Raw genomic sequence first — 21,576 nt, 5'->3', positions numbered from 1 at the left:
CCCCACGTTTAGTCCCCCAGATGGTGTAACAGCGAATCGAGGCGCGCTTTCAGCTCCGCCACCTCGCCTTCCAGCGCTTCAACCCTGGCACGCAGATCGTCTTCCTCTTCCAGCGGCGAGAGTGCTTCCACTGTCGTGATCAGTGTGTCCATGTCGTCGCAAAACAGATGCATATAGCGGCTTTCCCGTTTCCCCGGCTCCCGGGGCAGACGGGCGACAAAGGGACCATCTTCGCGGGTCGCCAGCCCTTCCAGCACGCTTTCCACTTCCGCCATATCGCTGAACTCATGCATCCGCTGCGCCCGACTGCGTAATTCACCCGGCGTCTGGGCGCCCCGCAGCAGCAGCGTCGTCACCACCGCCACCTCGCCGGCGCTGAGCTTCAGATCGCCAAATTCGGAGTTGCAAAAGCGCTGCTCATACTTAGTGACCCGATTGCCGAAGCCACTGACCGTACGCAGATAATGGCGTTTCACCAGGGTATCCAGCAGAGCCTGGACTTCGCCTTCGCTCAGCGACATCACCGGCTCGCGGTTGGTTTTCTGATTGCAGGCGGTCACTACGGCGTTCACCGACAGCGGATACTGCTCAGGCGTGGTGACCTGCTTTTCCAGCAGACAGCCAATGACGCGCGCTTCGTGCGCGGTTAACTGATATTTCATCCTCTCTCCTTAACGTCCCGCTGACCAGTCCGGCGTCGTTAGCGCCGTCAATACATGGTCACGCCACTGCCCGTCAATCAGCAGGTAATCTTTGGCGTAACCCTCTTTTTCAAACCCCAACCGCGCCAGCAGCGCGCCGCTGCGCTGATTATGCGGCATATAGTTGGCCATAATGCGATGAATATGCTGCGTACGCTGCATATAGCGAATCGCCGACGTCAGCGCTTCAAACATCAGCCCCTGCCCCTGCCACTTCTCGCCAATAGAGTAGCCGAGATAACAGGCATGGAATGACCCGCGCACCACGTTGGAAAAATTCGCCACGCCGACGATCTCCTTTTCCTCCGGATCGAGTAGCGCGAAATAAAAAGCAGACCCCTGCTTATGAAACTCGGCGATCATCGACAGACGCGCCTGCCATCCGGAAGGATAGCAGTGGCTGTCGTCACGAACCGGCTCCCAGGGTTTTAAGAACGCCTTATTCTCGGCGTAATAATCGGCCAGACGCCAGGCGTCACGATCGTGAACCAGGCGCACCACCAGCCGGTCCGTCGTCAAACGCACCTTCGGCACGTTACTGCGATAGCCAAACATTTCCTTTTCAGTCCCCCTGACTTCATTCTTGCTGCCTTCACTATACCTGTCCTGCGCGACGGTGTGAAAACAGCAACATACCATTTTCTGCGCCATCTCCTCTTTTCGATGAATAGCCTCAATCGAACTTGCATTTTGATAAAAAAATATTGTCGCAAGGGCGCTGGGAAAAGCAGCAGATTGCCCGCAGAATATTCACGCTTATCTCTATTTTTCCCTGGAGGGGAAATGTCCCGCGTCTCGCAGGCAAGGAGCCTGGGTAAATATTTCCTGTTAGTCGATAACATGCTGGTCGTGCTGGGCTTTTTTGTCGTCTTCCCGCTGATTTCCATCCGCTTTGTCGATCAGATGGGCTGGGCGGCGCTGATGGTCGGCATCGCGCTCGGCCTGCGCCAGCTCGTGCAGCAGGGATTAGGTATCTTTGGCGGCGCCATCGCCGACCGCTTTGGTGCCAAACCGATGATTGTCACCGGTATGCTGATGCGCGCCGGCGGCTTCGCGGCGATGGCCGTCGCCCATGAGCCGTGGGTGCTGTGGTTCTCATGCATACTTTCCGGGCTCGGCGGCACGCTGTTCGACCCGCCGCGGGCGGCGCTGGTGGTTAAGCTGGTGCGCCCGCATCAGCGCGGCCGCTTTTTCTCCATCCTGATGATGCAGGATAGCGCCGGCGCGGTGATTGGCGCGCTGCTGGGCAGCTGGCTGCTGCAGTATGATTTCCGCCTGGTGTGCAGCGCCGGCGCCGCGCTGTTTATCGCCTGCGCGGCGTTTAACGCCTGGTATCTGCCGGCATGGAAGCTCTCGACGGTAAAAACGCCGATCCGCGAGGGGCTGGGCCGGGTGCTGCGGGACAAGCGCTTCGTCACCTATGTCCTGACGCTGACGGGCTATTACATGCTGGCGGTGCAGGTGATGCTGATGCTGCCGATCATGGTGAATGACATCGCCGGCTCGCCGGCCGCCGTAAAGTGGATGTACGCCATCGAAGCCACCATTTCGCTGACCCTGCTCTATCCCATTGCCCGCTGGAGCGAAAAACGTTTTCGCCTTGAGCACCGGCTGATGGCCGGTCTGCTGGTGATGACCCTGGCCATGCTCCCCATCGGCATGACCAGCAGTTTGCAGCAGCTGTTTACCCTGATCTGCCTGTTTTACATCGGTTCCATCATTGCCGAACCTGCCCGGGAGACGCTGGGCGCCTCGCTGGCGGACGCCCGGGCGCGCGGCAGCTATATGGGCTTCAGCCGCCTGGGGCTCGCCTTTGGCGGCGCGCTGGGATATGCGGGCGGCGGCTGGCTGTTTGATGCTGGTAAAGCCGCCGGTCAGCCCGAGCTGCCGTGGCTGATGCTCGGGGCCATCGGGGTTATCACCTTTCTGGCGCTGTGGTGGCAGTTTAGTCCGAAACGCTCTGCCTCCGGCATGCTGGAGCCGCGGACCTGATGCGCGCGGCGGCGGTTTCTCCTGCTTTCAGCCTATTCTGCTGGTATCGAGGATGCTGACAGGTCATGATGCTTTGTGTCAGGATGAATGAAGGTATGAGCCAGAGGAACCCCATGAAAAAGATTTTGATCGCCGCCGCGCTGATTGTCAGCGGCCTGCTGAGCGGCTGTAATCAGCTGACCCAATACACGGTAAGCGAGCAGGAGATTAACCAGGCCCTGCAGAAGCGAAACCATTTTGCCAAAGATATTGGTCTGAAAGGCGTTGCCGACGCCCATATCGAACTGCAGAACCTGACCAGCGCTATCGGGCGCGAGGAGCCGGGCAAAGTCACGCTGACCGGGATCGCTAACGTTGACCTGAACTCCCTGTTCGGCACGCAGAAAGCGACGATCGATCTGAAGCTCAAAGCGCTGCCAACCTTTGACAGAGAGAAAGGCGCCATCTTCCTGCAGGAAATGGAGGTGGTGGATGCCAAAGTGGCGCCCGAGAAGCTGCAGTCGGTCATTCAGGCCCTGCTCCCCTACCTAAATCAGTCGCTGCGCAGTTACTTCAGCCAGCAGCCGGCCTATGTCCTGCGTGAGGACGCCAGCACCGGTGAAGCGCTGGCGAAGAAATACGCCAAAGGCATTGAGGTGAAGCCGGGCGAGATTGTCATCCCCTTTACCAATTAATCTCCAGGGCGCCGCGGCGCCCTCAATTTTTTACGGAAATGAGTGCAAAGGAAAACGTTTACGCTTATCCTTAGTGCCCGGCAAAAAACAGCCCTGATGACTGAACCTATTAGCCGGAGCCTTCCATGACAGCACAATCCCAGGTATTGAAAATCCGCCGCCCAGACGACTGGCATATTCATCTACGTGATGACGATATGCTGAAAACCGTCGTGCCTTATACCAGTGAGTTTTATGGCCGGGCGATCGTGATGCCGAATCTGGTGCCGCCTGTCACCACCGTCGCGGCGGCTATCGCCTATCGCCAGCGCATTATGGACGCCGTCCCGGCCGGGCATGATTTTACCCCGCTGATGACCTGCTATCTGACAGACTCCCTCGACCCGGCGGAGCTGGAGCGCGGCTTTAACGAAGGCGTATTCACCGCCGCCAAGCTCTACCCGGCCAACGCCACCACCAACTCCAGCCACGGCGTCACCAGCACCGACGCCATTATGCCGGTGCTGGAGCGGATGGAAAAACTGGGGATGCCGCTGCTGGTACATGGGGAAGTCACCCACGCCGAGATTGATATATTCGATCGCGAAGCGCGCTTTATTGAAACCGTGATGGAGCCGCTGCGCCAGCGCCTGCCCGGACTGAAGGTGGTCTTTGAGCATATCACCACCAAAGATGCCGCCGAGTATGTGCGTGACGGCAATGAACTGCTGGCGGCCACTATCACCCCGCAGCATCTGATGTTCAACCGTAACCATATGCTGGTCGGCGGTATTCGTCCTCACTTATACTGCCTGCCGGTACTTAAACGCAATATTCATCAGCAGGCTCTGCGGGAGCTGGTCGCCAGCGGCTTCAGCCGCGCCTTCCTCGGCACCGACTCCGCACCGCACGCCCGCCACCGTAAGGAGGCCAGCTGCGGCTGCGCCGGCTGCTTCAACGCCCCGACCGCCCTCGGCAGCTACGCCACGGTGTTTGAAGAAATGAACGCTCTGCAGCACTTTGAGGCTTTCTGCTCGCTGAACGGCCCGCGCTTCTACGGTCTGCCGGTCAATGAGAGCTACGTTGAACTGGTGCGTGAAGAGACGACCGTTGTGGACAGCATTTCCCTGCCTAATGACACCCTGGTGCCCTTCCTGGCAGGTGAAACCGTTCGCTGGACCGTGAAGAAATAAAAACGTAGCCCCCTGTTGTCAACGCCAACCGGGTACTGTATAAATAACCAGTATCGAACGCAGGGGGCAATTATGCGCATTGAAGTGTCTATCGCCAAAACTACCGCCTTACCCAACGGCGCGCTGGAAGCGCTGAATAACGAACTCTCTCGCCGTATCGCCGAGCAATTCCCGGCCATCGACAGCCAGGTGAGCGTCCGCTACGCCACCGGCAATCAGCTCTCGGTGTTTGGCGCCCTGAAAGAAGACAAAGACCGGATAAGCGAAATCCTGCAGGAAACATGGGAAAGCGCGGACGACTGGTTTGTCCACGATCTCTCCTGAAGCATAGCGGGATCCAGTTACTCTGGTTTGCTCCCTCATTGTGCTTTTTTTGCCGGGTCGCCCCGGCTTTTTTTAGCCCCTCTTCTGTTCAGAATAGTCCTGATTATTCTGCTCAATATCGACTAAAGTGGCCATTTTACGCGCTTATCTTGAATAAAAAAGCGGCAAAAGAAGAAAATCATGCTGCCTTTCATTTAATTTCTCGAGTTTATTCTTGATCCCTGATATAATTAACTTGCTTCAAAAAATATGCATTAAACCTCGAGAATTGTTGTCTTTTAACATATGAATAAGGGGTTATGATGGAAAAAAATAATGAAGTCATTCAGACCCATCCCCTCGTTGGATGGGACATCAGCACCGTTGATAGCTACGATGCGCTGATGTTGCGCCTGCACTACCAGAACCCCACTCAAGAAAACAGTAATGATGCTGAGATCGGCCAGACGCTATGGCTAACGACGGACGTCGCACGTCAGTTTATTTCAATCCTGGAAGCAGGCATTGCGAAGATTGAATCTGGCGAATACCAGGAAAACGAGTACCGCCGACATTAACGCGGCTTGCGAATGACTTAACATTAAACTTAACAGGCACCTGCGGGTGCCTGAATTATTTTCGGGCTTGTATAAGCACAGGGAGTTAATTACCCTGCTAACAAGGCAATTACCCGGAACTCACCATGCAATACGATCTTATCATTATTGGCAGCGGCTCCGTCGGCGCCGCCGCTGGCTATTATGCGCGCCGTGCCGGACTCAATGTTCTGATGACCGACGCCCATCAACCTCCCCACCAGGAAGGCAGCCATCACGGCAGCAGCCGTCTTATCCGTCACGCCTATGGCGAAGGTGAGAAATATGTTCCGCTGGTGCTGCGTGCCCAGCAGCTATGGGATGAACTGGCAGAGATCAGTGGCGAAGCCGTGTTTGAACGCACCGGCGTCATTAACCTCGGCCCCGCCAGCTCCGCTTTTCTCGCCAACGTCGCCGCCAGCGCCCGTGCGTTCAAGCTTGAGGTGGAAGAGCTGGATGCCCAGGCCGTAATGCAGCGCTGGCCAGAGATACGCCTCCCCGAGGACTATCGGGCGATTTTCGAACCCGCTTCCGGCGTACTGCGCAGCGAGCTGGCCGTCGAAACCTGGATCCGTCTGGCGCGGGAAGCAGGCTGCGCGCAGCTATTCAACTGTCCGGTCTCGGCTATTCATCACCATGCTGACGGGATCACCATCGATACCCTCGACGGTGAATATCATGGTAAAAAGCTGCTGGTCAGCGCCGGGACCTGGGTCACCCGCCTGCTCCCGGACCTCCCCATCCAGCCGGTACGTAAGGTGTTTGCCTGGTACCAGGCCGATGGCCGTTACAGCAGCAAGAATCACTTTCCGGCCTTCACCGGCGAGTTGCCCAACGGAGATCAATACTACGGTTTCCCGGCAGAAGATAACGAGCTGAAGATTGGCAAGCATAACGGCGGTCAACCGATCTCCATGCCGCAGGAGCGAGTGGCATTTGGCGCTGTCGCCAGCGATGGCTCCGAATCGTTTCCTTTTTTGCGCAACGTCCTGCCAGGGATCGGCGGCTGCTTGCACGGCGCCTCCTGTACTTATGACAATACCGTCGATGAAGATTTTATTATCGATACGTTACCCGGCAGACCAGACACGTTGCTAATCACCGGTCTGAGCGGGCATGGCTTTAAGTTTGCCCCGGTGTTGGGGGAAATTGCCAGTCAGTTTGCTCAGGGCGAAGCATCGAGCTTCAACCTGGCGCCCTTCTCGCTGGCGCGCTTTAACGCGTAATGGAATGCGGCACTTTTGCAGTCGGGCAAAAAAAACGGCCTCTGTCGAGGCCGTTAGTCATTGAGAGCGATTATGCGTCGCCTGTTTAATTTGCTGGTCAATAACGTCCGCGAGCACTTTATGATCTACCTGGCGCTTTGGCTGCTGCTGGCGATCATCGATCTCGTCTGGTTATGGTTTTTCTGATGGCTCAGGATCGAGGATCCCGAGTTTGGTGTTCAGCCGACCACGCGATTTATTAAAGATTTTATTGCCGTTTTCACGCCCGGCGCGCAGCTTACGCTGCTCCTCTTCCGGTAGCTTATGCTCTTCCATGCAGGCTTCGCTACAGCAGCCGGCAAACTTCTCGGCGCAGCTCGGGCACTGGATAAACAGCAGATGGCAACCATCGTTCAGGCAGTTGGTATGGGTGTCGCACGGCGTGCCGCACTGATGACAGTGCGCGATAACGTCATTGGAGATCCGCTCGCCCATCCGTTCATCAAAGACAAAGTTTTTGCCAATGAAACGCACAGGCAGCCCCTGCTCACGGGCGCGGCGGGCGTACTCGATGATGCCACCCTCGATGTGCCAGACCTTATTGAAGCCGTTATGCTTCATCCAGGCGCTGGCTTTTTCACAGCGAATACCGCCGGTGCAATACATGACAATTTTTTTGTCTTTATGGTCCTGCATCATTTCCACGGCTTTCGGCAACTGGTCGCGGAAGGTATCCGCCGGGATCTCCAGCGCGTTTTCGAAATGGCCCACCTCATATTCATAGTGGTTGCGCATATCGATAAACACAGCATCCGGATCGTCAAGCATCGCATTGACCTCAGCCGCCTTGAGATAGTCTCCGACGTTGGAGGCGTCGAAGGAGGGATCGTCGATGCCGTCGGCAACGATGCGGTCACGTACTTTCAGGCGCAGTACCCAGAACGATTTACCGTCGTCCTCGAGAGCGATATTGAAACGCAGCCCCGCCAGCGCAGGATCGAAGCCATAGAGAAACTCACGCAGGGCTTCAACGTTGCTTTGCGGCACGCTGATTTGCGCGTTGATCCCTTCCCGGGCCAGATAGATGCGGCCAAAGACTTTCAGCTGGGTTAAGGCAACCCACAGCGCATCGCGGGTCGCCTGCGGATCGACAATGGTGAAATATTTATAGAACGAGATCGTCGTGCGCGGCTCGGTTTCAGCCAGCATTTGCGCCTTTAACGTCTCATTTGAAATGCGGTTGTGTAACACTGGCATGGTGTACCTGCTCGACATAGAAATGAGGAAATAAACGGCGGGCATGATATAGCAAAGCTTATTAATTTACATCCCTACATTTTACGCTACATTTTTCTCCCCCGGTCGCCCCCCACTTAACAAAACAATGTGCCTGTCGCCGCCTTTGGCTGGCCGGTAAAAAAATGCGATAATATAAGATGTTGCTTACTGATACGGGTATGAAATGACTCATTTGCCTAAATTTTCTCCGGCGCTGCTGCATCCGCGCTATTGGCTGCTGTGGCTGGGTATCGGCCTGCTGTGGCTGGTTGTCCAACTGCCCTACCCGCTGATCTACCGCATCGGGAACGCCATCGGCCGCCTGGCCATGCGCTTTATGAAGCGCCGGGCGAAGATCGCCTATCGCAACCTTGAGCTCTGCTTCCCCGAGAAAAGCGAGCAGGAACGTCACCGGATGGTGGTGATGAACTTCGAATCGGTTGGCATGGGGCTGATGGAGACCGGTATGGCCTGGTTCTGGCCAGTTCGCCGAATCGCCCGCTGGACCGACACCATCGGCTTTGAGCATATTCGCGATGTGCAGGCGCAGCAGCGCGGCATTCTGCTGATCGGCATTCATTTCCTGACACTGGAAATGGGCGCGCGAATGTTCGGCATGAACGAGCCGGGGATTGGCGTCTATCGTCCCAACGATAACCCGGTCATCGACTGGCTGCAGACCTGGGGCCGGCTGCGCTCCAACAAGGACATGATCGACCGCAAGGATCTGAAAGGTATGATCCGCGCGCTGAAAAAAGGCGAGGTGGTGTGGTACGCGCCGGATCATGATTACGGCCCGACCGCCAGCGTCTTCGCCCCACTGTTTGCCGTTGACCAGGCGGCGACCACCTCCGGCACCTGGATGCTGGCGAAAATGTCCAAAGCCTGCATCGTGCCCTTTGTTCCACGCCGTAAACCGGACGGTAAAGGTTATGAACTGATTATCCTGCCGCCAGAGTGCTCCCCGCCGCTGGACGACGCGGAAACCACCGCCGCGTGGATGAACAAGATAGTAGAGCAGTGCATTATGATGGCCCCGGAACAGTATATGTGGCTCCATCGCCGCTTTAAAACCCGCCCCGAGGGGACGCCCTCCCGCTACTGATCCCCTTTCCCGGCCGCGCGCCTCCCGGCCGGGAATCCCCACCGCTCAGGCTTTACGCTCTGCTTTAGCTTTAAAAGCTCTCCTCCATTGCGGCATTTATTTCCCAGGCGCATAATTAGCAGGCTCATATTTTCTCTTAATTTGACCTGCTGCGCAGGCCAGTGGAACCCTATGTCGTCTGCTGATACCCCCATCAACTGGAAACGAAACCTGACCGTCACCTGGCTTGGCTGCTTTTTAACCGGCGCCGCCTTCAGCCTGGTCATGCCCTTTCTGCCGCTCTATGTCGAACAACTCGGCGTCACCGGCCATAGCGCCCTGAACATGTGGTCCGGGCTGGTCTTTAGCATTACCTTTCTCTTCTCCGCCATCGCCTCGCCGTTCTGGAGCGGACTTGCTGACCGCAAGGGACGTAAAATCATGCTGCTGCGTTCAGCCCTCGGGATGGCCATCGTCATGATGTTGATGGGGATGGCGCAGAATATCTGGCAGTTTCTGCTGCTGCGCGCGCTGCTCGGCCTGCTGGGCGGCTTTATTCCCAACGCCAACGCCCTGATCGCCACCCAGATCCCACGTCATAAAAGCGGCTGGGCGCTGGGCACGCTGTCAACCGGCGCGGTAAGCGGCGCCCTGCTCGGCCCGCTGGCGGGTGGTTTCCTGGCAGACCACTCGGGCCTGCGTACCGTCTTCTTTATGACCGCCGCAGTGCTGTTTATCTGCTTTCTGTTTACCCTGTTTTTAATCCGTGAAAATTTTGTCCCAATTGCTAAAAAAGAGATGCTCAGCGCGAAGGCGGTATTCTCCTCTCTGCAGAATCCGAAACTGGTGCTCAGCCTGTTTGTCACCTCGCTGATCATCCAGGTCGCCACCGGCTCCATTGCGCCGATCCTGACGCTTTACGTGCGCGATCTGGCGGGTAACGTCAGCAATATCGCCTTTATCAGCGGGATGATCGCCTCAGTGCCGGGCATTGCCGCCCTGATGAGCGCCCCCCGTCTGGGCAAACTGGGGGATCGTATCGGACCGGAAAAAATCCTCATCGTGGCGCTGATTATCTCGGTGCTGTTGCTGATCCCGATGGCGTTCGTCCAGACCCCGCTGCAGTTAGGTATCTTGCGGTTCCTGCTCGGCGCCGCGGACGGCGCGCTGCTGCCGGCAGTGCAAACCCTGCTGGTGTATAACTCCACCAGCCAGATCTCCGGGCGGATTTTCAGCTATAACCAGTCATTTCGTGATATTGGCAACGTCACCGGCCCCCTGATCGGCGCCTCGGTTTCCGCCAACTACGGCTTTCGCGCCGTCTTCCTTGTCACCGCAGGAGTGGTTTTGTTTAACGCGATCTATTCGACCCTTAGCCTGCGCCGACCAGCCGCGGACGCCTCGCAGCCCGACCGCCATTCAGTAAATTAACGTCCAGAGGGGCTCAGCCCCTTGACGCCTTGCCAAGCGCCTTCTATAGATTGAATCGTGTTCAATTCATATTCTTCTCAGGAGATTCGCTATGCCAAAGGATTCGATGTTCTATGCCACGCTCGAAGAAGCTATTGATGCAGCACGTGAAGAATTTCTCGCCAACAACCCTGACAGCGATGAAGAGAGCGCTAACGTTGAGCAGCTCAATATTCAAAAGTATGTGCTGCAGGATGGCGATATCGCCTGGCAGGCCGAATTTTTTGCTGACGAAGAGGAACAAGGCGAATGCTTACCGATGCTTAGCGGCGAAGCCGCGCAGAGCGTCTTCGATGGGGATTATGATGAGATAGAGCTCCGTCAGGAGTGGCTGGAGGAAAATACGCTTCATGAGTGGGATGAAGGTGAATTCCAGCTCGAGCCCTCTCTGGACACCGAAGAGGGACAGACGGCGGCCGACGAGTGGGACGAGCGTTAATCAGTTATAGGGCCCGTGGCTGGCGTCCAGCGGCAGCAGAAGCGTATCGAATACCAGCGAGAACGGCAGGTCCAGAATGGTGAGATAGCGCCATCCTGAATCGCGAACGTCCCACTGCACGCCCGGGTAATATTGATTGCCATGCCCCTGCCCGGGCACCGTCCGGCTGATAATGCTGCCGCAGCCGCTGAGCAGCAGCGCCATGGCAATGATCGGTAGTATTCGCATCCACAACCTCGTCTTTCAGATAAAAAAATACCGGCATCGCTGCCGGTATTTTCATTAACGTACGGCTTATTTCGTTTTCAGCGCCAGCGGGTTAAGCGCCAGCTGCTGATAGGCGTTCACCCACGAGGAGTATTTCTCCGGCGCGGCCCATACGCGATAGTGCAGACGCGACATGGTTACCGGGTCGCTCAACAGCACCAGTCGACGATCGCGGTTCAGCTTATCCGGCGTTTCATTCAGCGCCTGTTCGACATGACGCTCGCGGGCGATCTCCAGGATATGACCCTGACGGTGGCGCGCGGTGGCCATCGCGGTGGCGAGGGCGTTAAACGACGGGTTAAACACCGCGTGCATAAAGCCATCGTCCAGCGAACGCTGACGGTTCAGCGTCAGGTACGCATCGGTATCCTTGAGCACCTGCGGCGGCGAATACTCTTCCGGAATCAGGAACAGCTTCCAGCGCTTGGTGCGCAGGCCCACGGTCGCCCGGCTGGAGATAGCCGACACGAACGGCGACAGAATCAGCGATACGACAATCGGCGCCAGCCAGAACAGGAAGCGCAGATCCAGCCATGCCATTCCGACCGCCCATACCAGCCCCAGCAGCAGCTGCGAGCCGTGACGCATAAAGGCTTCTCCCCACGGCGTGGAGTCATCATCACGCTGCGGCGAATTCCACACTACTTCCCAGCCGAGGAAGGCGCTGACCACGAAGACGGTGTGGAACAGCATGCGAACCGGCGCCAGCAGGACCGAGAACAGGACCTCCAGCAGCAGGGAAAGCGTCACGCGGATAAATCCACCGTACTCCTTCGGCCCCTTACACCACACCAGGATAATACTCAGCAGCTTCGGCAGGAACAGCAGCACCATGGTCGAAGCGAACAGTGCAATAGCCAGCTCCGGACGCCACTGCGGCCACACCGGGAACAGCTGACGAGGCTGCAGGAAGTACTGCGGCTCGGTCAGGGCATGCACCACCTGCAGCGCTGTCGACAGGGCAAGGAACATAAACCACAGCGGCGCTGACAGGTAGGACATCACGCCGGTAAGGAACACCGCTCGGTGGACCGGGTGCATCCCTCTCACGAGGAACAGGCGGAAGTTCATCAGGTTGCCCTGGCACCAGCGGCGGTCGCGTTTCAGCTCGTCCAGCAGGTTCGGCGGCAGCTCTTCATAAGAGCCCGGCAGATCGTAGGCAATCCACACGCCCCAGCCGGCGCGACGCATCAGCGCGGCTTCAACAAAGTCGTGCGACAGAATTGACCCGGCAAAGTTGCCCTCGCCCGGCAGCGGCGCCAGCGCGCAGTGCTCAATGAACGGCTTCACGCGGATAATGGCGTTGTGTCCCCAGTAGTGGGACTCCCCCAGCTGCCAGAAGTGCAGACCCGCCGTAAACAGCGGACCATACACCCGGGTGGCAAACTGCTGGCAACGCGCATACAGCGTGTCCATGCCCGAGGCGCGTGGGGATGACTGGATGATCCCGGCGTTCGGGTTCGCTTCCATCAGACGCACCAGGCTGCTCAGACACTCTCCGGTCATTACCGAGTCCGCGTCAAGCACCACCATGTAGCTATACTGGCTGCCCCAGCGGCGGCAGAAATCATCGATGTTGCCGCTTTTACGCTTCACGCGACGACGACGACGACGGTAGAAGATCTGCCCTTCGCCCTGCACTTCGGCAATCAGCTCCATCCACGCCTTTTGCTCAGCGACACAGATATCGGGGTTATAGCTGTCGCTGAGGATATAGACGTCGAAATGGGCGGCGTTGCCGGTGGCTTTCACCGACTCCCAGGTCGCCCGCAGCCCGGCGAACACGCGGTCAACGTCTTCGTTACAGATCGGCATAATAAGCGCTGTACGGTGCGCCGGGTTCAACGGTTCGTCACCGACCGTCGAGGCGGAAATACTGTACTTATCGCGACCGATCAACAGCTGCAGGAAGCCCATTAACGCGGTCCAGAAGCCAGCGGAAACCCAGCAGAACAGCACCGCGAAGAGGATCAGAATGCCGCTCTGCAACACGTACGGCAGCAGCTGCATGAACGAGATCCACAGGTTCTGCCCCACCATGTCGGCCGGGTTGATCAGCGCCCAGCCCTGATAAGGCAGAATGGTTTTCATGTACCAGGTGGCCACCACGGTCTGCGACAGCGTCAGCAGCAGCAGGATGTAGCGACGAATAGTGCCGACGGTACGCCATTTTTGCTCGCTCTCGCGCTCTTCTTGCGTCAGGCGGGAGAGATAGCGCGGCGTGACATCGCGTCCGCGCAGACGGTCCCAGAAGCGGCCAACCGGGTTGGTACGCCACGGGTCCGGGATCATCGAGGAGCGCTTGGCTTTCGGCATCGCATGCAGCTGGGTGCGGCCTTCATCATCCTTCACCAGCTGATCGCCAGACAGCGAATCCGGCCAGCTGTGCGCCAGCCGCGCCTTTACCGACCCCAGCGGGGAGTCGTCTTCGCGGGCGAAGGTCTGATGTTCGTCATCCAGGGCCTGATGAACGGCCTGCAGGCTGGTGTCCGGCAGCGCCGATTTCTCGGCGTCCGACAGCGGCAATGCGTCAATGTACTTCGTTATCTTATTCATTGGCAGGCAGCTGATAGCTCCAGGTTTCGCTCAACGTGTCATCACCGTTAACCAGTGCGGCGCGCATTTCCGTCGTTTTCTTCGGATCTTTCACCTTCAAACGCAGGATCATACGCCAGCCTTTGGTCACCGGATTGTAACGCACGGTATTTTCAACGATTTCAGCGTTATCGCCGGTGCTCGCCTGGGCGGCGACCGGGGTATCCGCTGGCAGTTTTTTCATATCGGCGCCGGTGAAGTCGACAATGAAAGCAATGGTGCCGTCCGGCTGGCGGATCAGGTTCGACTGCTTCACGTCGCCGGTAGAGCGGCGGGTCTGCATAACGTACGCGTTATCCGGCGCATGCAGCTTGTCTTCATCGCGGCTGAAGGTGATGGTGTACTTGAAGTTCATCTCCTTGCCCGGCTCCGGCAGCTGATCCGGCGTCCAGTAAGTCACGATGTTATCGTTGGTTTCATCGTTGGTCGGGATTTCGACCAGTTCGATTTTCCCTTTGCCCCACTCCCCTTTCGGGGTGATCCAGGCGCTCGGGCGCAGGTCATAACGATCGTCAAGGTCCTCGAAGCGCGAGAACTGACGGCCGCGCTGCAGCAGGCCGAACCCTTGCGGGTTTTCCATCGCATAGCTGCTAACGGCCAGGTGTTTCGGGTTGTTCAGCGGACGCCAGATCCACTCGCCGTTGCCCGCCAGGATCGACAGACCATTGGAGTCGTGCAGCGCCGGACGATAGTTGAGCGCCGGAGAAGGCTGGTTGGAACCGAACAGGAACATGCTGGTCAGCGGCGCCACGCCCAGTTTGCCCACTTTGTCACGCAGGTAAACTTTGGACTGGACATCCACCACGGTGTCGCGTCCCGGCATGATCACAAAGCGATAGGCGCCGGTTGCCCGCGGCGAATCCAGCAGCGCATAGATAGTCAAACGCTTGTCGGTGGCTTTTGGTCGCTCGATCCAGAACTCACGAAAACGCGGGAACTCTTCGCCGGAAGGCAGCGCGGTATCGATAGCCAGACCGCGCGCGGACAGACCGTATACCTGACCCTGACCCAGCACGCGGAAGTAGCTGGCACCGAGCATGCTGACGATTTCATCGTTCTTATCTTTGCTGTTGATCGGATACAGTACTTTGAAGCCGGCGAAACCAAGGTCTTTCACCGTGTCTTTATCGTGCTGAACGTTACCAAAGTTAAAATAGTCCGGGCTATATTTAATTTTACGCACGCTGGTGGCCGTCACTTCATTGATGATGACCGGCGTGTCGAAGTACATACCCTGATGGTAAAATTCAAGCTTGAATGGGGTTTTCTGGTTATTCCAGTAAGCTTTATCGTGATTAAACTGAATTTGCTGGTAGTCCGCGTATTTCATATCGCGGAAAGCGGAGGGCAGGTTACTCTTTGGCGCTTCATAGCCTTTCCCGGCTAACGTTTTGGCCTCTTTTGCAACGTCATCAATGCTAAATGCCCATGCAGATGAAGTACACAGGGACAACATTACGGCTGCGCTTAACCAACGCATTTTCATCATCTGTGGTTTATGTTTCATATAAGTAAGCACTTCCCCCTTTGTGTGCTTAAATCGATCCGATCTATTTTAATGGAAACTCAGGCAATCCGACAACATAATCCCTGCTTTGTTCAGCGTAGCGGCGCAGGGAATAAACAGTTCGCAGTCCCGTTTGCACTTTGCGTGCTTATCCTGGAGACAGGTACCCCGAGTTCATGTAGGGTTGCTGATAATGTAAGCGTTATCATCTTGAGTGATAAGACGAATTATCTGAGATTGTCGTGAATCGTATGAATAATACTCCGGTACAGCGTGAATATTTTTTCGACAGCATCCGCGCCTGGCTGATGCTGCTGGGGATCCCTTTTCACATTTCGCTGATTTATTCCAGCCACAGCTGGCATGTCAACAGCGCTGAGCCCTCGTGGTGGCTGACGCTGTTTAATGATTTCATTCATGCCTTCCGCATGCAGGTCTTCTTCGTCATCTCCGGCTATTTTTCCTATATGCTGTTCCTGCGCTACCCGCTGAAAAAGTGGTGGAAAGTGCGCGTCGAACGGGTCGGCATTCCGATGCTGACCGCCATCCCGCTGCTGACGCTGCCGCAGTTTATTATGCTGCAGTACGTCAACGGCAAGGCGGAAAACTGGCACACCCTTTCCGGGTACGACAAATTCAACACCCTGGCGTGGGAGCTCATTTCCCACCTGTGGTTTTTGCTGGTCCTGGTGGTGCTGACTTCGCTGGGCGTGGTGCTGTTTAAATGGCTGACGCGCCGCCCGGCAGGAGGTGCTCACGCTTTCGGTGACACTGTCACTATGGGCCAGCTGACGATGATTTTCCTTGCGCTAGGGGTGCTTTACGCGCTGATCCGTCGGTCATTGTTCGTGATCTATCCGCCCCTGCTAAGCAATGGTCTGTTTAACTTTGTGGTCATGCAGACGCTGTTCTATCTGCCCTTCTTTGTGCTGGGGGCGCAGACCTTTATTAATCCGCGCTTAAAGGCGATGTTCACCACGCCGTCGCCATGGTGCTACGCGGCAGCGCTGCTGGGATTTATCGCCTATCGGCTGAACCAGCAGTACGGCTCCGGCGACGGCTGGATGTATGAAACGGAATCGGTGATCACCATGGTGCTGGGGCTGTGGATGGTCAATGTCGTCTTTTCGCTCGGCCATCGCCTGCTGAACTTCCAGTCGGCGCGGGTGACCTATTTCGTCAATGCTTCGCTGTTTATTTACCTGGTGCACCATCCGCTGACGCTGTTGTACGGGGCGTGGATCACCCCGGCCATCAAGTCAAATACCTTAGGCTTTATTGGCGGGTTGGTTTTTGTGGTGGGTATTGCCCTGATCCTGTACGAAATTCACCTGCGTATTCCGCTGCTGCGTTTCCTGTTCTCCGGTAAACCGATGAACAAACCGGCCAAAACCCCGGCCTCGGCCAGTTAACCTTTAGCTTTTGCGGCACGCCTGGCGTGCCGCGCTACGCTTGCTCATCAAACAGCCGGTCGAAGATCATGTTATACAGGGCTTCTAAATCCGCTTTATCGACCGGGGTGGATGCGCTCAGCTCACAGCGGTAGGCTGCCCCCTCCGTCAGAACGGCGATGAGCTCTGAAGCGGCATTGCGTCGCGCATCGCTGAGCCCGGGATGATAACGCTGCGACAAACGCCCGCCCTCCTCTTTCAACCGCCGGTCGGCCTGCACCAGGATCTCGCGCAAGCGTGGGTTGCGCGAGGCTTCGGCGTTAATTTCCATCAACAGATAATTGTCGCTTTTGGTGGCTGCCGAAGTCGGGATCCTGCCCGCCAGCACCGCCGCTTTTCGCGCCAGATTGTGGTTTTCATCGATCATCTCGCCGACTCTGGCGTTGACGATTTCGCTGACAATTGCTTCGATGATCGCTTCCTTGCTGGCAAAAATGCGATACAGCTGACCGACGCTCAGACCCGCCTCGCGGGCGATATCCGCGACAGAGGCGCCATGCAATCCCTTCGCCGCGAAACATCTTTGGGCAGCGGCAACGATCTCCGCGCGGCGCGCCTGCTGCTTCTGCTGTACTTTTCCTTCTGACACCCTGCTCCCTCCTGCAATCCATCATTCCTGTCAATATCGGCGGTTATCATAGCCTATTCTGCTGAATCAGGGGCATGCCGCCAGCAGGCGACGATAGATAGCTGCCGTTTCCTCGTCGAAACAGACGAACAGGACCCGTTCAAGCGGGTTATAGCGGGTGAGAAACGCGGTCACGGTGCGCACGGCGATCGCCGCCGCTTCCTCTTTCGGATAGCCATACACGCCGGTGCTGATCGCCGGAAACGCAATGGAGCGATAGTTGTTTGCCGCCGCCAGTTGCAGGCTGTTTTTGTAGGCGTCGGCCAGGGTTTGCGCCTCCATGCGGTCGCCGCCGTGCCAGACCGGACCCACGGTATGGATCACCGCGCTGGCGGGAAGATCGCCCGCTATCGTGATCACCGCATGACCTGGGGGACATTCGCCCTGCTGCTGCAACACCTGCTTGCAGGCCGCCAGCAACGCGGGACCGGCCGCCCGGTGGATCGCGCCATCCACCCCGCCGCCGCCCAACAGCGAGGGGTTTGCCGCATTCACAATCACATCGACATCAAGCGTCGTAATATCGCCGAGAATTACTTCAGGTTGAACAGCCATTTCTCCTCCTGTCGGCATAGCGCGTGGGTACGGCTTTCTGCCGATACTAGGGCATACCCGCCCCCGGGAGCAAGATTATCCCGCAGCGCCGGCGACAAGAAGTTAAAAAAAACAGGACCCTGAGGGTCCTGTTGATATCATCGTCCCGCCGTTCAGGCGTTGTCGTTGGCGAACGATTTTTGCTTTTCCGCACGGGCCGCCAGCCACAGGCCACTATTCTTCATGGCATAGCCAAAGACCAGGCCCAGCGCCAGGGAAGGGATCACCAGACGCCAGTCGCCATCTGCCGCGAAGGTCGCGCAGGCGCCGATAAAGGTGCCAGGGACAAACGACAGCAGCGTCTGTCGCGCCTGGATACACATCAGAAAGGCCACGACGCCGGTCATCATATAGCTGAGGATCTGCAGCTGTGGGGCCAGCGCGCTACCGTGGATAATCACCAACGCCCAGGCCACGCCGCTCATTACCGTGCAGGAGGAGATGGCCAGGCCTTTCAGACCGCCCTGCGGGCAGGCGAAATAGGCCGTACAGCCGAGGAAACCGGCCCAGCTCAGCAGGCCGAGGGCGACGGCCACCCATCCCCAAATCCCGGAGAGAATGCCCGTCGTTAATGCGATTGCGAAGAGTATGTTCATGGCGCGTATCCTAGCAGATACGCACCGAAAGAATGCGATCTAAAACACAATAAATGAATGAACCTGATTTCAGTTACATTAAATTAGTGACTTAAATCACATTTTATTGCTCATCTTCTTCCTGAAGCTCATCCCACATCGCGGCGATGGCGTCGCGGGTTAACGGCGCCATGGTGCGCCAGAACGGTGTGTGCGCATGCGCTTCGACTTTCCCCAGCATCGTCCCGCACCACGGCAGGATATAGTCGGCAAACAGGAGCTCCAGCGTCTCGCTCTGCGCTTCTGTGGCATGATCCTCCAGCCAGGAGGCGGCCAGCAGCAGCGATCCGAGATGATCCGCCGGACCTTCTCCTGTCGGGATGCCGTGATTGCTCAGAAAAGCCCGGACCTCCGCTTCAGAGGAACCCTCCACCCACGCGCTACGGTACGGCGGAACGCTGCAGGCTTCACCGACGAACAGCGCATTATAGTCCGTCGCCAGGGACTGCATTTCACAGCTTTTCTGCAGACGCGCCAGCAGCTCGTCCTGCTCCAGCGGCCAGCTGGCGGCCAGTTTGCCCTCGCGGATCAGGCTAAACAGCGGCACCAGCAGCGGGTCCTGCGGTTGACGGTAATACAGCGAACCCAGCACGCGGCAGAGGATTGAAAACTCGTTCATTCAGTTATTCCAGTTATACAAATTAAAGGTCAGCAAATTCCAGGATCGCCGGCATACCACGCGACTCGAGGAAGTCGAGCAGGCGACGCGGAGAAACGTTGAGGATCCTCTCCTCCGGGAAATCGACAGCATCAAGGATCTTGCGGCACTCGGTAAACTCTCCGAGGGTAAACGCCGTATGAGAGTCCGAGCCCAGCGCCACCCACCCTCCCGCGTCGCGCACCGCGGCGGCGATAGCACGGCAGTTATCTTCACTGCCCACGCGCGATGAAACGAAAGAGGAGTTATTGATCTCCAGCGCCACCTGGTAACGGGCCGCCGCTTCGGCAATGGCCGGGATATCCACCGGGAATTTCGGATTACCGGGATGGCTAATCATATGCACTTTACCGCTGGCCATCGCGGCAATCATCGCCTGCGTATGGGTGGCGCTATCCTGCGGCGGAAACACCGGCTCGTGGAATCCGGCGATGATCAAATCGAGCGACGTCAACATCGGCCCGGAGCAGTCGATCTCACCTTCGATATTTTTAATATTCGACTCAATACCGCGCAGGATCCCCACCCCGTCTACCAGGCGGGGCCAAATGCGCATATTAACGAAGTGCCAGTAGTGCGGGGCATCCGCCATATCCGGGCCATGGTCGGTGATGGCGAAGAGTTTGATCCCTTTACGCTTTGCTTCCGCAATATAATCGTGCAGGGTGCTGTAGGCGTGGGTGCTGGCGACGGTATGCATGTGCAGGTCAACGGGATACATCACATTCTCCTCTTCTGTTTGCCGCAAGAATAGCAGGAAACCGGGCTATTGATTAGCAAAAACCCCGCCGTGGCGGGGTTCGCTTATCTTAATAACCGCGCTGACGATCGACCTGACCGCTAACCGATTCCCCTCGCTCCAGCCGGCTAATGGTCCCGGCGATATAGGCAATTGCCTCCATCGGGCGGGTGACTGCCGCCACGTGGGGAGTCATAGCCACCCGCGGGTGCGCCCATAGCGGACTCTCCTGCGGCAGCGGTTCGCGACTGAAGACATCGAGCATCGCGCCTTTGAGCTTACCGTTGTTCAGCGCCGCCAGCAGATCCTCTTCTACGACATGCACGCCGCGGGCAAGGTTGAGGAGATAACTCTCATCAGGCAGCTGCGCCAAAAGCGTCTGGTTGATAATACCGACGGTTTCGGCGGTATTCGGCAGCAGGTTGATCAGGACGCGGGTCCCCTGCAGGAATCCACCCAGCTCGGCCTGGCCGGCAAAGCTCTGTACCTGCGGCCAGGATTTACGGCTACGGCTCCAGACGCGAAGCGGGAATCCCCAGGGTTGCAGGCTTTCCGCAACCTTCGCCCCCAGCACGCCGGCGCCCATAATCCCGATGGTGAATTCGTCGGCGCGGTACTCGGGCAGCGGCTGCCAGCGGGAAGCCAACTTCAACGCCTGATAGTCATCGAACCGGCGGAACCAGTGGAGCACCTTGCTCACGGCATACTCCTGCATCTGCCGTCCCATACCGGTATCTTCGAGACGAAACAGCGGGATCGACAAGGGCAACATATCCGGATGATCGCGCAGCTTACTAAGGATCGAATCCACCCCCGCCCCAAGGGCGAACACGGCCTTCAGCGCCCTGCCTTGCAGCATCTCTACCGGTGGATGCCAGACCAGGGCATAGTCCGCCGGCTGGTTATCGCCCGCTTTCCATTCGCGTACTCGCGCGCCGGGTAACTGCTTTTCCAGCTCTCGGATCCAGTATTGGGTATCAAAGGTCGGATGGTAAAAAATAATCTCCATAGGGGCTCCTGATAGCAGACGCCCGGAGCAGGTTAATGCAGGCGTCTTATTTTACTTATTGTTTTCTATTGGTTTGCCAGCATAACAAATTTCCCCTTGCCGCAAAGTGAAAAGGGAGTGGCGACAAAAAAAACTAATTTCGCACGTTTAAGGAGCAAGTTGTTCGAAGTTTGTCTAAACGCGCTGATTTTGCAAAAAGTTGATTGACGGGCGATACGTATTTCCCTACATTAGCGCCCGTTCCCGACAACAACGGGAAAGACAATATGGTGAGGTGTCCGAGTGGCTGAAGGAGCACGCCTGGAAAGTGTGTATACGGCAACGTATCGGGGGTTCGAATCCCCCCCTCACCGCCATATTTTAAGAAGAGCTCGTACGAAAGTACGGGCTTTTTTTTCGCATGTGGCACCCACCGGGGGGGGTAGAGAACCCCCGACTGGGGTTCGACAACTGGCAACGCCAGTTGGACAGACCGCGAGCCCGCGAGCGGGCTGCCCCGCAGGGGCGAGCGAAGCGAGTCAATCCCCCCCTCACCGCCATATTTTAAGAAGAGCTCGTACGCAAGTACGGGCTTTTTTT

The 21,576-nt window shown here is 57.3% G+C and carries 23 protein-coding genes and 1 tRNA gene; 12 read left to right on the top strand and 12 right to left on the bottom strand.

Features of this window, described 5'->3' with window-relative positions; all coding sequences use genetic code 11:
- Positions 1-8: 8 nt before the first annotated feature.
- Entirely contained in the window at positions 9-662 is a 654-nt protein-coding gene (locus ACLEXF_RS00120) for a YceH family protein (RefSeq protein ID WP_004204549.1), read from the bottom strand.
- A gap of 9 nt (positions 663-671) precedes the next feature.
- Positions 672-1,256 (bottom strand): ribosomal protein S5-alanine N-acetyltransferase, encoded by a 585-nt coding sequence (gene rimJ, locus ACLEXF_RS00115; protein ID WP_017900738.1) that lies wholly within the window; start codon positions 1,254-1,256, stop codon positions 672-674.
- 228 nt (positions 1,257-1,484) lie between these two features.
- Here rimJ and mdtH point away from each other — a divergent pair, with 228 nt between their 5' ends.
- The 7 genes from mdtH (at position 1,485) to ACLEXF_RS00080 (ending at position 6,850) form a co-directional block, all read left to right on the top strand.
- Positions 1,485-2,693 carry a multidrug efflux MFS transporter MdtH gene (gene mdtH / locus ACLEXF_RS00110; protein WP_023289127.1) on the top strand — a complete coding sequence of 403 codons (1,209 nt, stop codon included), beginning with the start codon at positions 1,485-1,487 and terminating at the stop codon, positions 2,691-2,693.
- A 113-nt stretch (positions 2,694-2,806) separates the two neighbouring features.
- Positions 2,807-3,367 (top strand): lipoprotein, encoded by a 561-nt coding sequence (locus ACLEXF_RS00105; RefSeq protein WP_004204546.1) that lies wholly within the window; start codon positions 2,807-2,809, stop codon positions 3,365-3,367.
- 125 nt (positions 3,368-3,492) lie between these two features.
- Complete coding sequence (gene pyrC, locus ACLEXF_RS00100; protein WP_004893020.1) at positions 3,493-4,539, top strand: dihydroorotase; 1,047 nt, start codon at positions 3,493-3,495, stop codon at positions 4,537-4,539.
- Between the two features lie 72 nt (positions 4,540-4,611).
- The gene (gene dinI / locus ACLEXF_RS00095) at positions 4,612-4,863 is read left to right on the top strand and encodes a DNA damage-inducible protein I (protein ID WP_002898994.1); all 252 of its coding nucleotides are present in this window, start codon (positions 4,612-4,614) and stop codon (positions 4,861-4,863) included.
- A gap of 302 nt (positions 4,864-5,165) precedes the next feature.
- Complete coding sequence (gene bssS, locus ACLEXF_RS00090; protein ID WP_002898992.1) at positions 5,166-5,420, top strand: biofilm formation regulator BssS; 255 nt, start codon at positions 5,166-5,168, stop codon at positions 5,418-5,420.
- Between the two features lie 125 nt (positions 5,421-5,545).
- Complete coding sequence (solA, locus tag ACLEXF_RS00085; protein WP_004204542.1) at positions 5,546-6,664, top strand: N-methyl-L-tryptophan oxidase; 1,119 nt, start codon at positions 5,546-5,548, stop codon at positions 6,662-6,664.
- 72 nt (positions 6,665-6,736) lie between these two features.
- Complete coding sequence (locus ACLEXF_RS00080; protein ID WP_004204539.1) at positions 6,737-6,850, top strand: DUF2770 family protein; 114 nt, start codon at positions 6,737-6,739, stop codon at positions 6,848-6,850.
- On the opposite strand, the gene ACLEXF_RS00075 is transcribed toward ACLEXF_RS00080, so the two are convergent.
- A complete protein-coding gene (locus ACLEXF_RS00075; RefSeq protein ID WP_017900742.1) occupies positions 6,836-7,900 on the bottom strand; it encodes a rhodanese-related sulfurtransferase in 1,065 nt (354 codons plus the stop codon). The genes ACLEXF_RS00080 and ACLEXF_RS00075 overlap by 15 nt on opposite strands.
- Positions 7,901-8,105: 205 nt before the next feature.
- Between ACLEXF_RS00075 and ACLEXF_RS00070 the strand changes: the two genes are divergently transcribed.
- The 3 genes from ACLEXF_RS00070 (at position 8,106) to ACLEXF_RS00060 (ending at position 10,914) form a co-directional block, all read left to right on the top strand.
- The gene (locus tag ACLEXF_RS00070; protein ID WP_023317908.1) at positions 8,106-9,026 is read left to right on the top strand and encodes a Kdo(2)-lipid IV(A) acyltransferase; all 921 of its coding nucleotides are present in this window, start codon (positions 8,106-8,108) and stop codon (positions 9,024-9,026) included.
- Positions 9,027-9,197: 171 nt separating this feature from the next.
- Positions 9,198-10,436 carry a multidrug efflux MFS transporter MdtG gene (gene mdtG / locus ACLEXF_RS00065; RefSeq protein ID WP_407259856.1) on the top strand — a complete coding sequence of 413 codons (1,239 nt, stop codon included), beginning with the start codon at positions 9,198-9,200 and terminating at the stop codon, positions 10,434-10,436.
- Positions 10,437-10,527: 91 nt separating this feature from the next.
- Positions 10,528-10,914: a MysB family protein gene (locus tag ACLEXF_RS00060; protein WP_002898981.1), complete on the top strand. Its 387-nt coding sequence runs from the start codon at positions 10,528-10,530 to the stop codon at positions 10,912-10,914.
- On the opposite strand, the gene ACLEXF_RS00055 is transcribed toward ACLEXF_RS00060, so the two are convergent.
- The 3 genes from ACLEXF_RS00055 to mdoG form a co-directional block, all read right to left on the bottom strand.
- Entirely contained in the window at positions 10,915-11,142 is a 228-nt protein-coding gene (locus ACLEXF_RS00055) for a YceK/YidQ family lipoprotein (RefSeq protein WP_004204534.1), read from the bottom strand. It lies immediately after the preceding gene.
- Between the two features lie 66 nt (positions 11,143-11,208).
- Positions 11,209-13,737, bottom strand: coding sequence for a glucans biosynthesis glucosyltransferase MdoH (gene mdoH, locus ACLEXF_RS00050; RefSeq protein ID WP_004204533.1), 2,529 nt, complete (start codon positions 13,735-13,737; stop codon positions 11,209-11,211).
- A complete protein-coding gene (gene mdoG, locus ACLEXF_RS00045; RefSeq protein WP_064150321.1) occupies positions 13,730-15,283 on the bottom strand; it encodes a glucans biosynthesis protein MdoG in 1,554 nt (517 codons plus the stop codon). Before mdoG ends, mdoH begins: the two co-directional genes overlap by 8 nt.
- A 251-nt stretch (positions 15,284-15,534) precedes the next feature.
- Here mdoG and mdoC point away from each other — a divergent pair, with 251 nt between their 5' ends.
- Positions 15,535-16,695 (top strand): glucans biosynthesis protein MdoC, encoded by a 1,161-nt coding sequence (mdoC, locus tag ACLEXF_RS00040; RefSeq protein ID WP_064178142.1) that lies wholly within the window; start codon positions 15,535-15,537, stop codon positions 16,693-16,695.
- 34 nt (positions 16,696-16,729) lie between these two features.
- On the opposite strand, the gene ACLEXF_RS00035 is transcribed toward mdoC, so the two are convergent.
- From ACLEXF_RS00035 to ghrA, 6 genes are all read right to left on the bottom strand, one after another.
- On the bottom strand, positions 16,730-17,323 hold the full coding sequence (locus ACLEXF_RS00035) for a TetR/AcrR family transcriptional regulator (RefSeq protein ID WP_043523171.1): 594 nt from the start codon (positions 17,321-17,323) through the stop codon (positions 16,730-16,732).
- Positions 17,324-17,389: 66 nt separating this feature from the next.
- Positions 17,390-17,917, bottom strand: coding sequence for an O-acetyl-ADP-ribose deacetylase (gene ymdB, locus ACLEXF_RS00030; protein WP_023317904.1), 528 nt, complete (start codon positions 17,915-17,917; stop codon positions 17,390-17,392).
- Between the two features lie 152 nt (positions 17,918-18,069).
- Positions 18,070-18,552, bottom strand: a complete 483-nt coding sequence (locus tag ACLEXF_RS00025; protein ID WP_004204528.1) for a DUF1097 domain-containing protein — start codon at positions 18,550-18,552, stop codon at positions 18,070-18,072.
- A 103-nt stretch (positions 18,553-18,655) separates the two neighbouring features.
- Complete coding sequence (locus tag ACLEXF_RS00020) at positions 18,656-19,210, bottom strand: TorD/DmsD family molecular chaperone (protein WP_049092945.1); 555 nt, start codon at positions 19,208-19,210, stop codon at positions 18,656-18,658.
- A 22-nt stretch (positions 19,211-19,232) separates the two neighbouring features.
- Positions 19,233-19,970, bottom strand: coding sequence for a phosphatase (locus ACLEXF_RS00015; RefSeq protein ID WP_407259857.1), 738 nt, complete (start codon positions 19,968-19,970; stop codon positions 19,233-19,235).
- Between the two features lie 88 nt (positions 19,971-20,058).
- Complete coding sequence (gene ghrA, locus ACLEXF_RS00010; RefSeq protein ID WP_117263666.1) at positions 20,059-20,997, bottom strand: glyoxylate/hydroxypyruvate reductase GhrA; 939 nt, start codon at positions 20,995-20,997, stop codon at positions 20,059-20,061.
- A gap of 268 nt (positions 20,998-21,265) precedes the next feature.
- On the opposite strand from ghrA, the gene ACLEXF_RS00005 reads away from it, so the two are divergent.
- Positions 21,266-21,353 (top strand) — tRNA-Ser (locus ACLEXF_RS00005).
- Positions 21,354-21,576: the final 223 nt, after the last annotated feature.

Origin of the sequence: Klebsiella pneumoniae complex sp. WS1778 (assembly GCF_049472055.1) — a bacterium.
Lineage (GTDB): Bacteria > Pseudomonadota > Gammaproteobacteria > Enterobacterales > Enterobacteriaceae > Klebsiella > Klebsiella quasipneumoniae.
Note: the sequence above shows the minus strand (reverse complement) of the source record. Positions and strands in the feature narration are given on the sequence as shown.

Excerpts from the sequence above, each read along its gene's own strand:
- ACLEXF_RS00120 (WP_004204549.1), bottom strand. The coding sequence starts at position 662 with ATGAAATATCAGTTAACCGCGCACGAAGCGCGCGTCATTGGCTGTCTG.
- mdoG (WP_064150321.1), bottom strand. The coding sequence starts at position 15,283 with ATGAAACATAAACCACAGATGATGAAAATGCGTTGGTTAAGCGCAGCC.
- dinI (WP_002898994.1), top strand. The coding sequence starts at position 4,612 with ATGCGCATTGAAGTGTCTATCGCCAAAACTACCGCCTTACCCAACGGC.
- mdtG (WP_407259856.1), top strand. The coding sequence starts at position 9,198 with ATGTCGTCTGCTGATACCCCCATCAACTGGAAACGAAACCTGACCGTC.
- ACLEXF_RS00075 (WP_017900742.1), bottom strand. The coding sequence starts at position 7,900 with ATGCCAGTGTTACACAACCGCATTTCAAATGAGACGTTAAAGGCGCAA.
- ACLEXF_RS00020 (WP_049092945.1), bottom strand. The coding sequence starts at position 19,210 with ATGAACGAGTTTTCAATCCTCTGCCGCGTGCTGGGTTCGCTGTATTAC.
- pyrC (WP_004893020.1), top strand. The coding sequence starts at position 3,493 with ATGACAGCACAATCCCAGGTATTGAAAATCCGCCGCCCAGACGACTGG.
- bssS (WP_002898992.1), top strand. The coding sequence starts at position 5,166 with ATGGAAAAAAATAATGAAGTCATTCAGACCCATCCCCTCGTTGGATGG.
- ghrA (WP_117263666.1), bottom strand. The coding sequence starts at position 20,997 with ATGGAGATTATTTTTTACCATCCGACCTTTGATACCCAATACTGGATC.
- solA (WP_004204542.1), top strand. The coding sequence starts at position 5,546 with ATGCAATACGATCTTATCATTATTGGCAGCGGCTCCGTCGGCGCCGCC.
- rimJ (WP_017900738.1), bottom strand. The coding sequence starts at position 1,256 with ATGTTTGGCTATCGCAGTAACGTGCCGAAGGTGCGTTTGACGACGGAC.
- ACLEXF_RS00070 (WP_023317908.1), top strand. The coding sequence starts at position 8,106 with ATGACTCATTTGCCTAAATTTTCTCCGGCGCTGCTGCATCCGCGCTAT.
- mdoH (WP_004204533.1), bottom strand. The coding sequence starts at position 13,737 with ATGAATAAGATAACGAAGTACATTGACGCATTGCCGCTGTCGGACGCC.
- ACLEXF_RS00080 (WP_004204539.1), top strand. The coding sequence starts at position 6,737 with ATGCGTCGCCTGTTTAATTTGCTGGTCAATAACGTCCGCGAGCACTTT.
- ACLEXF_RS00025 (WP_004204528.1), bottom strand. The coding sequence starts at position 18,552 with ATGAACATACTCTTCGCAATCGCATTAACGACGGGCATTCTCTCCGGG.
- ACLEXF_RS00105 (WP_004204546.1), top strand. The coding sequence starts at position 2,807 with ATGAAAAAGATTTTGATCGCCGCCGCGCTGATTGTCAGCGGCCTGCTG.
- mdtH (WP_023289127.1), top strand. The coding sequence starts at position 1,485 with ATGTCCCGCGTCTCGCAGGCAAGGAGCCTGGGTAAATATTTCCTGTTA.
- ACLEXF_RS00015 (WP_407259857.1), bottom strand. The coding sequence starts at position 19,970 with ATGTATCCCGTTGACCTGCACATGCATACCGTCGCCAGCACCCACGCC.
- ACLEXF_RS00060 (WP_002898981.1), top strand. The coding sequence starts at position 10,528 with ATGCCAAAGGATTCGATGTTCTATGCCACGCTCGAAGAAGCTATTGAT.
- ymdB (WP_023317904.1), bottom strand. The coding sequence starts at position 17,917 with ATGGCTGTTCAACCTGAAGTAATTCTCGGCGATATTACGACGCTTGAT.
- ACLEXF_RS00055 (WP_004204534.1), bottom strand. The coding sequence starts at position 11,142 with ATGCGAATACTACCGATCATTGCCATGGCGCTGCTGCTCAGCGGCTGC.
- mdoC (WP_064178142.1), top strand. The coding sequence starts at position 15,535 with ATGAATAATACTCCGGTACAGCGTGAATATTTTTTCGACAGCATCCGC.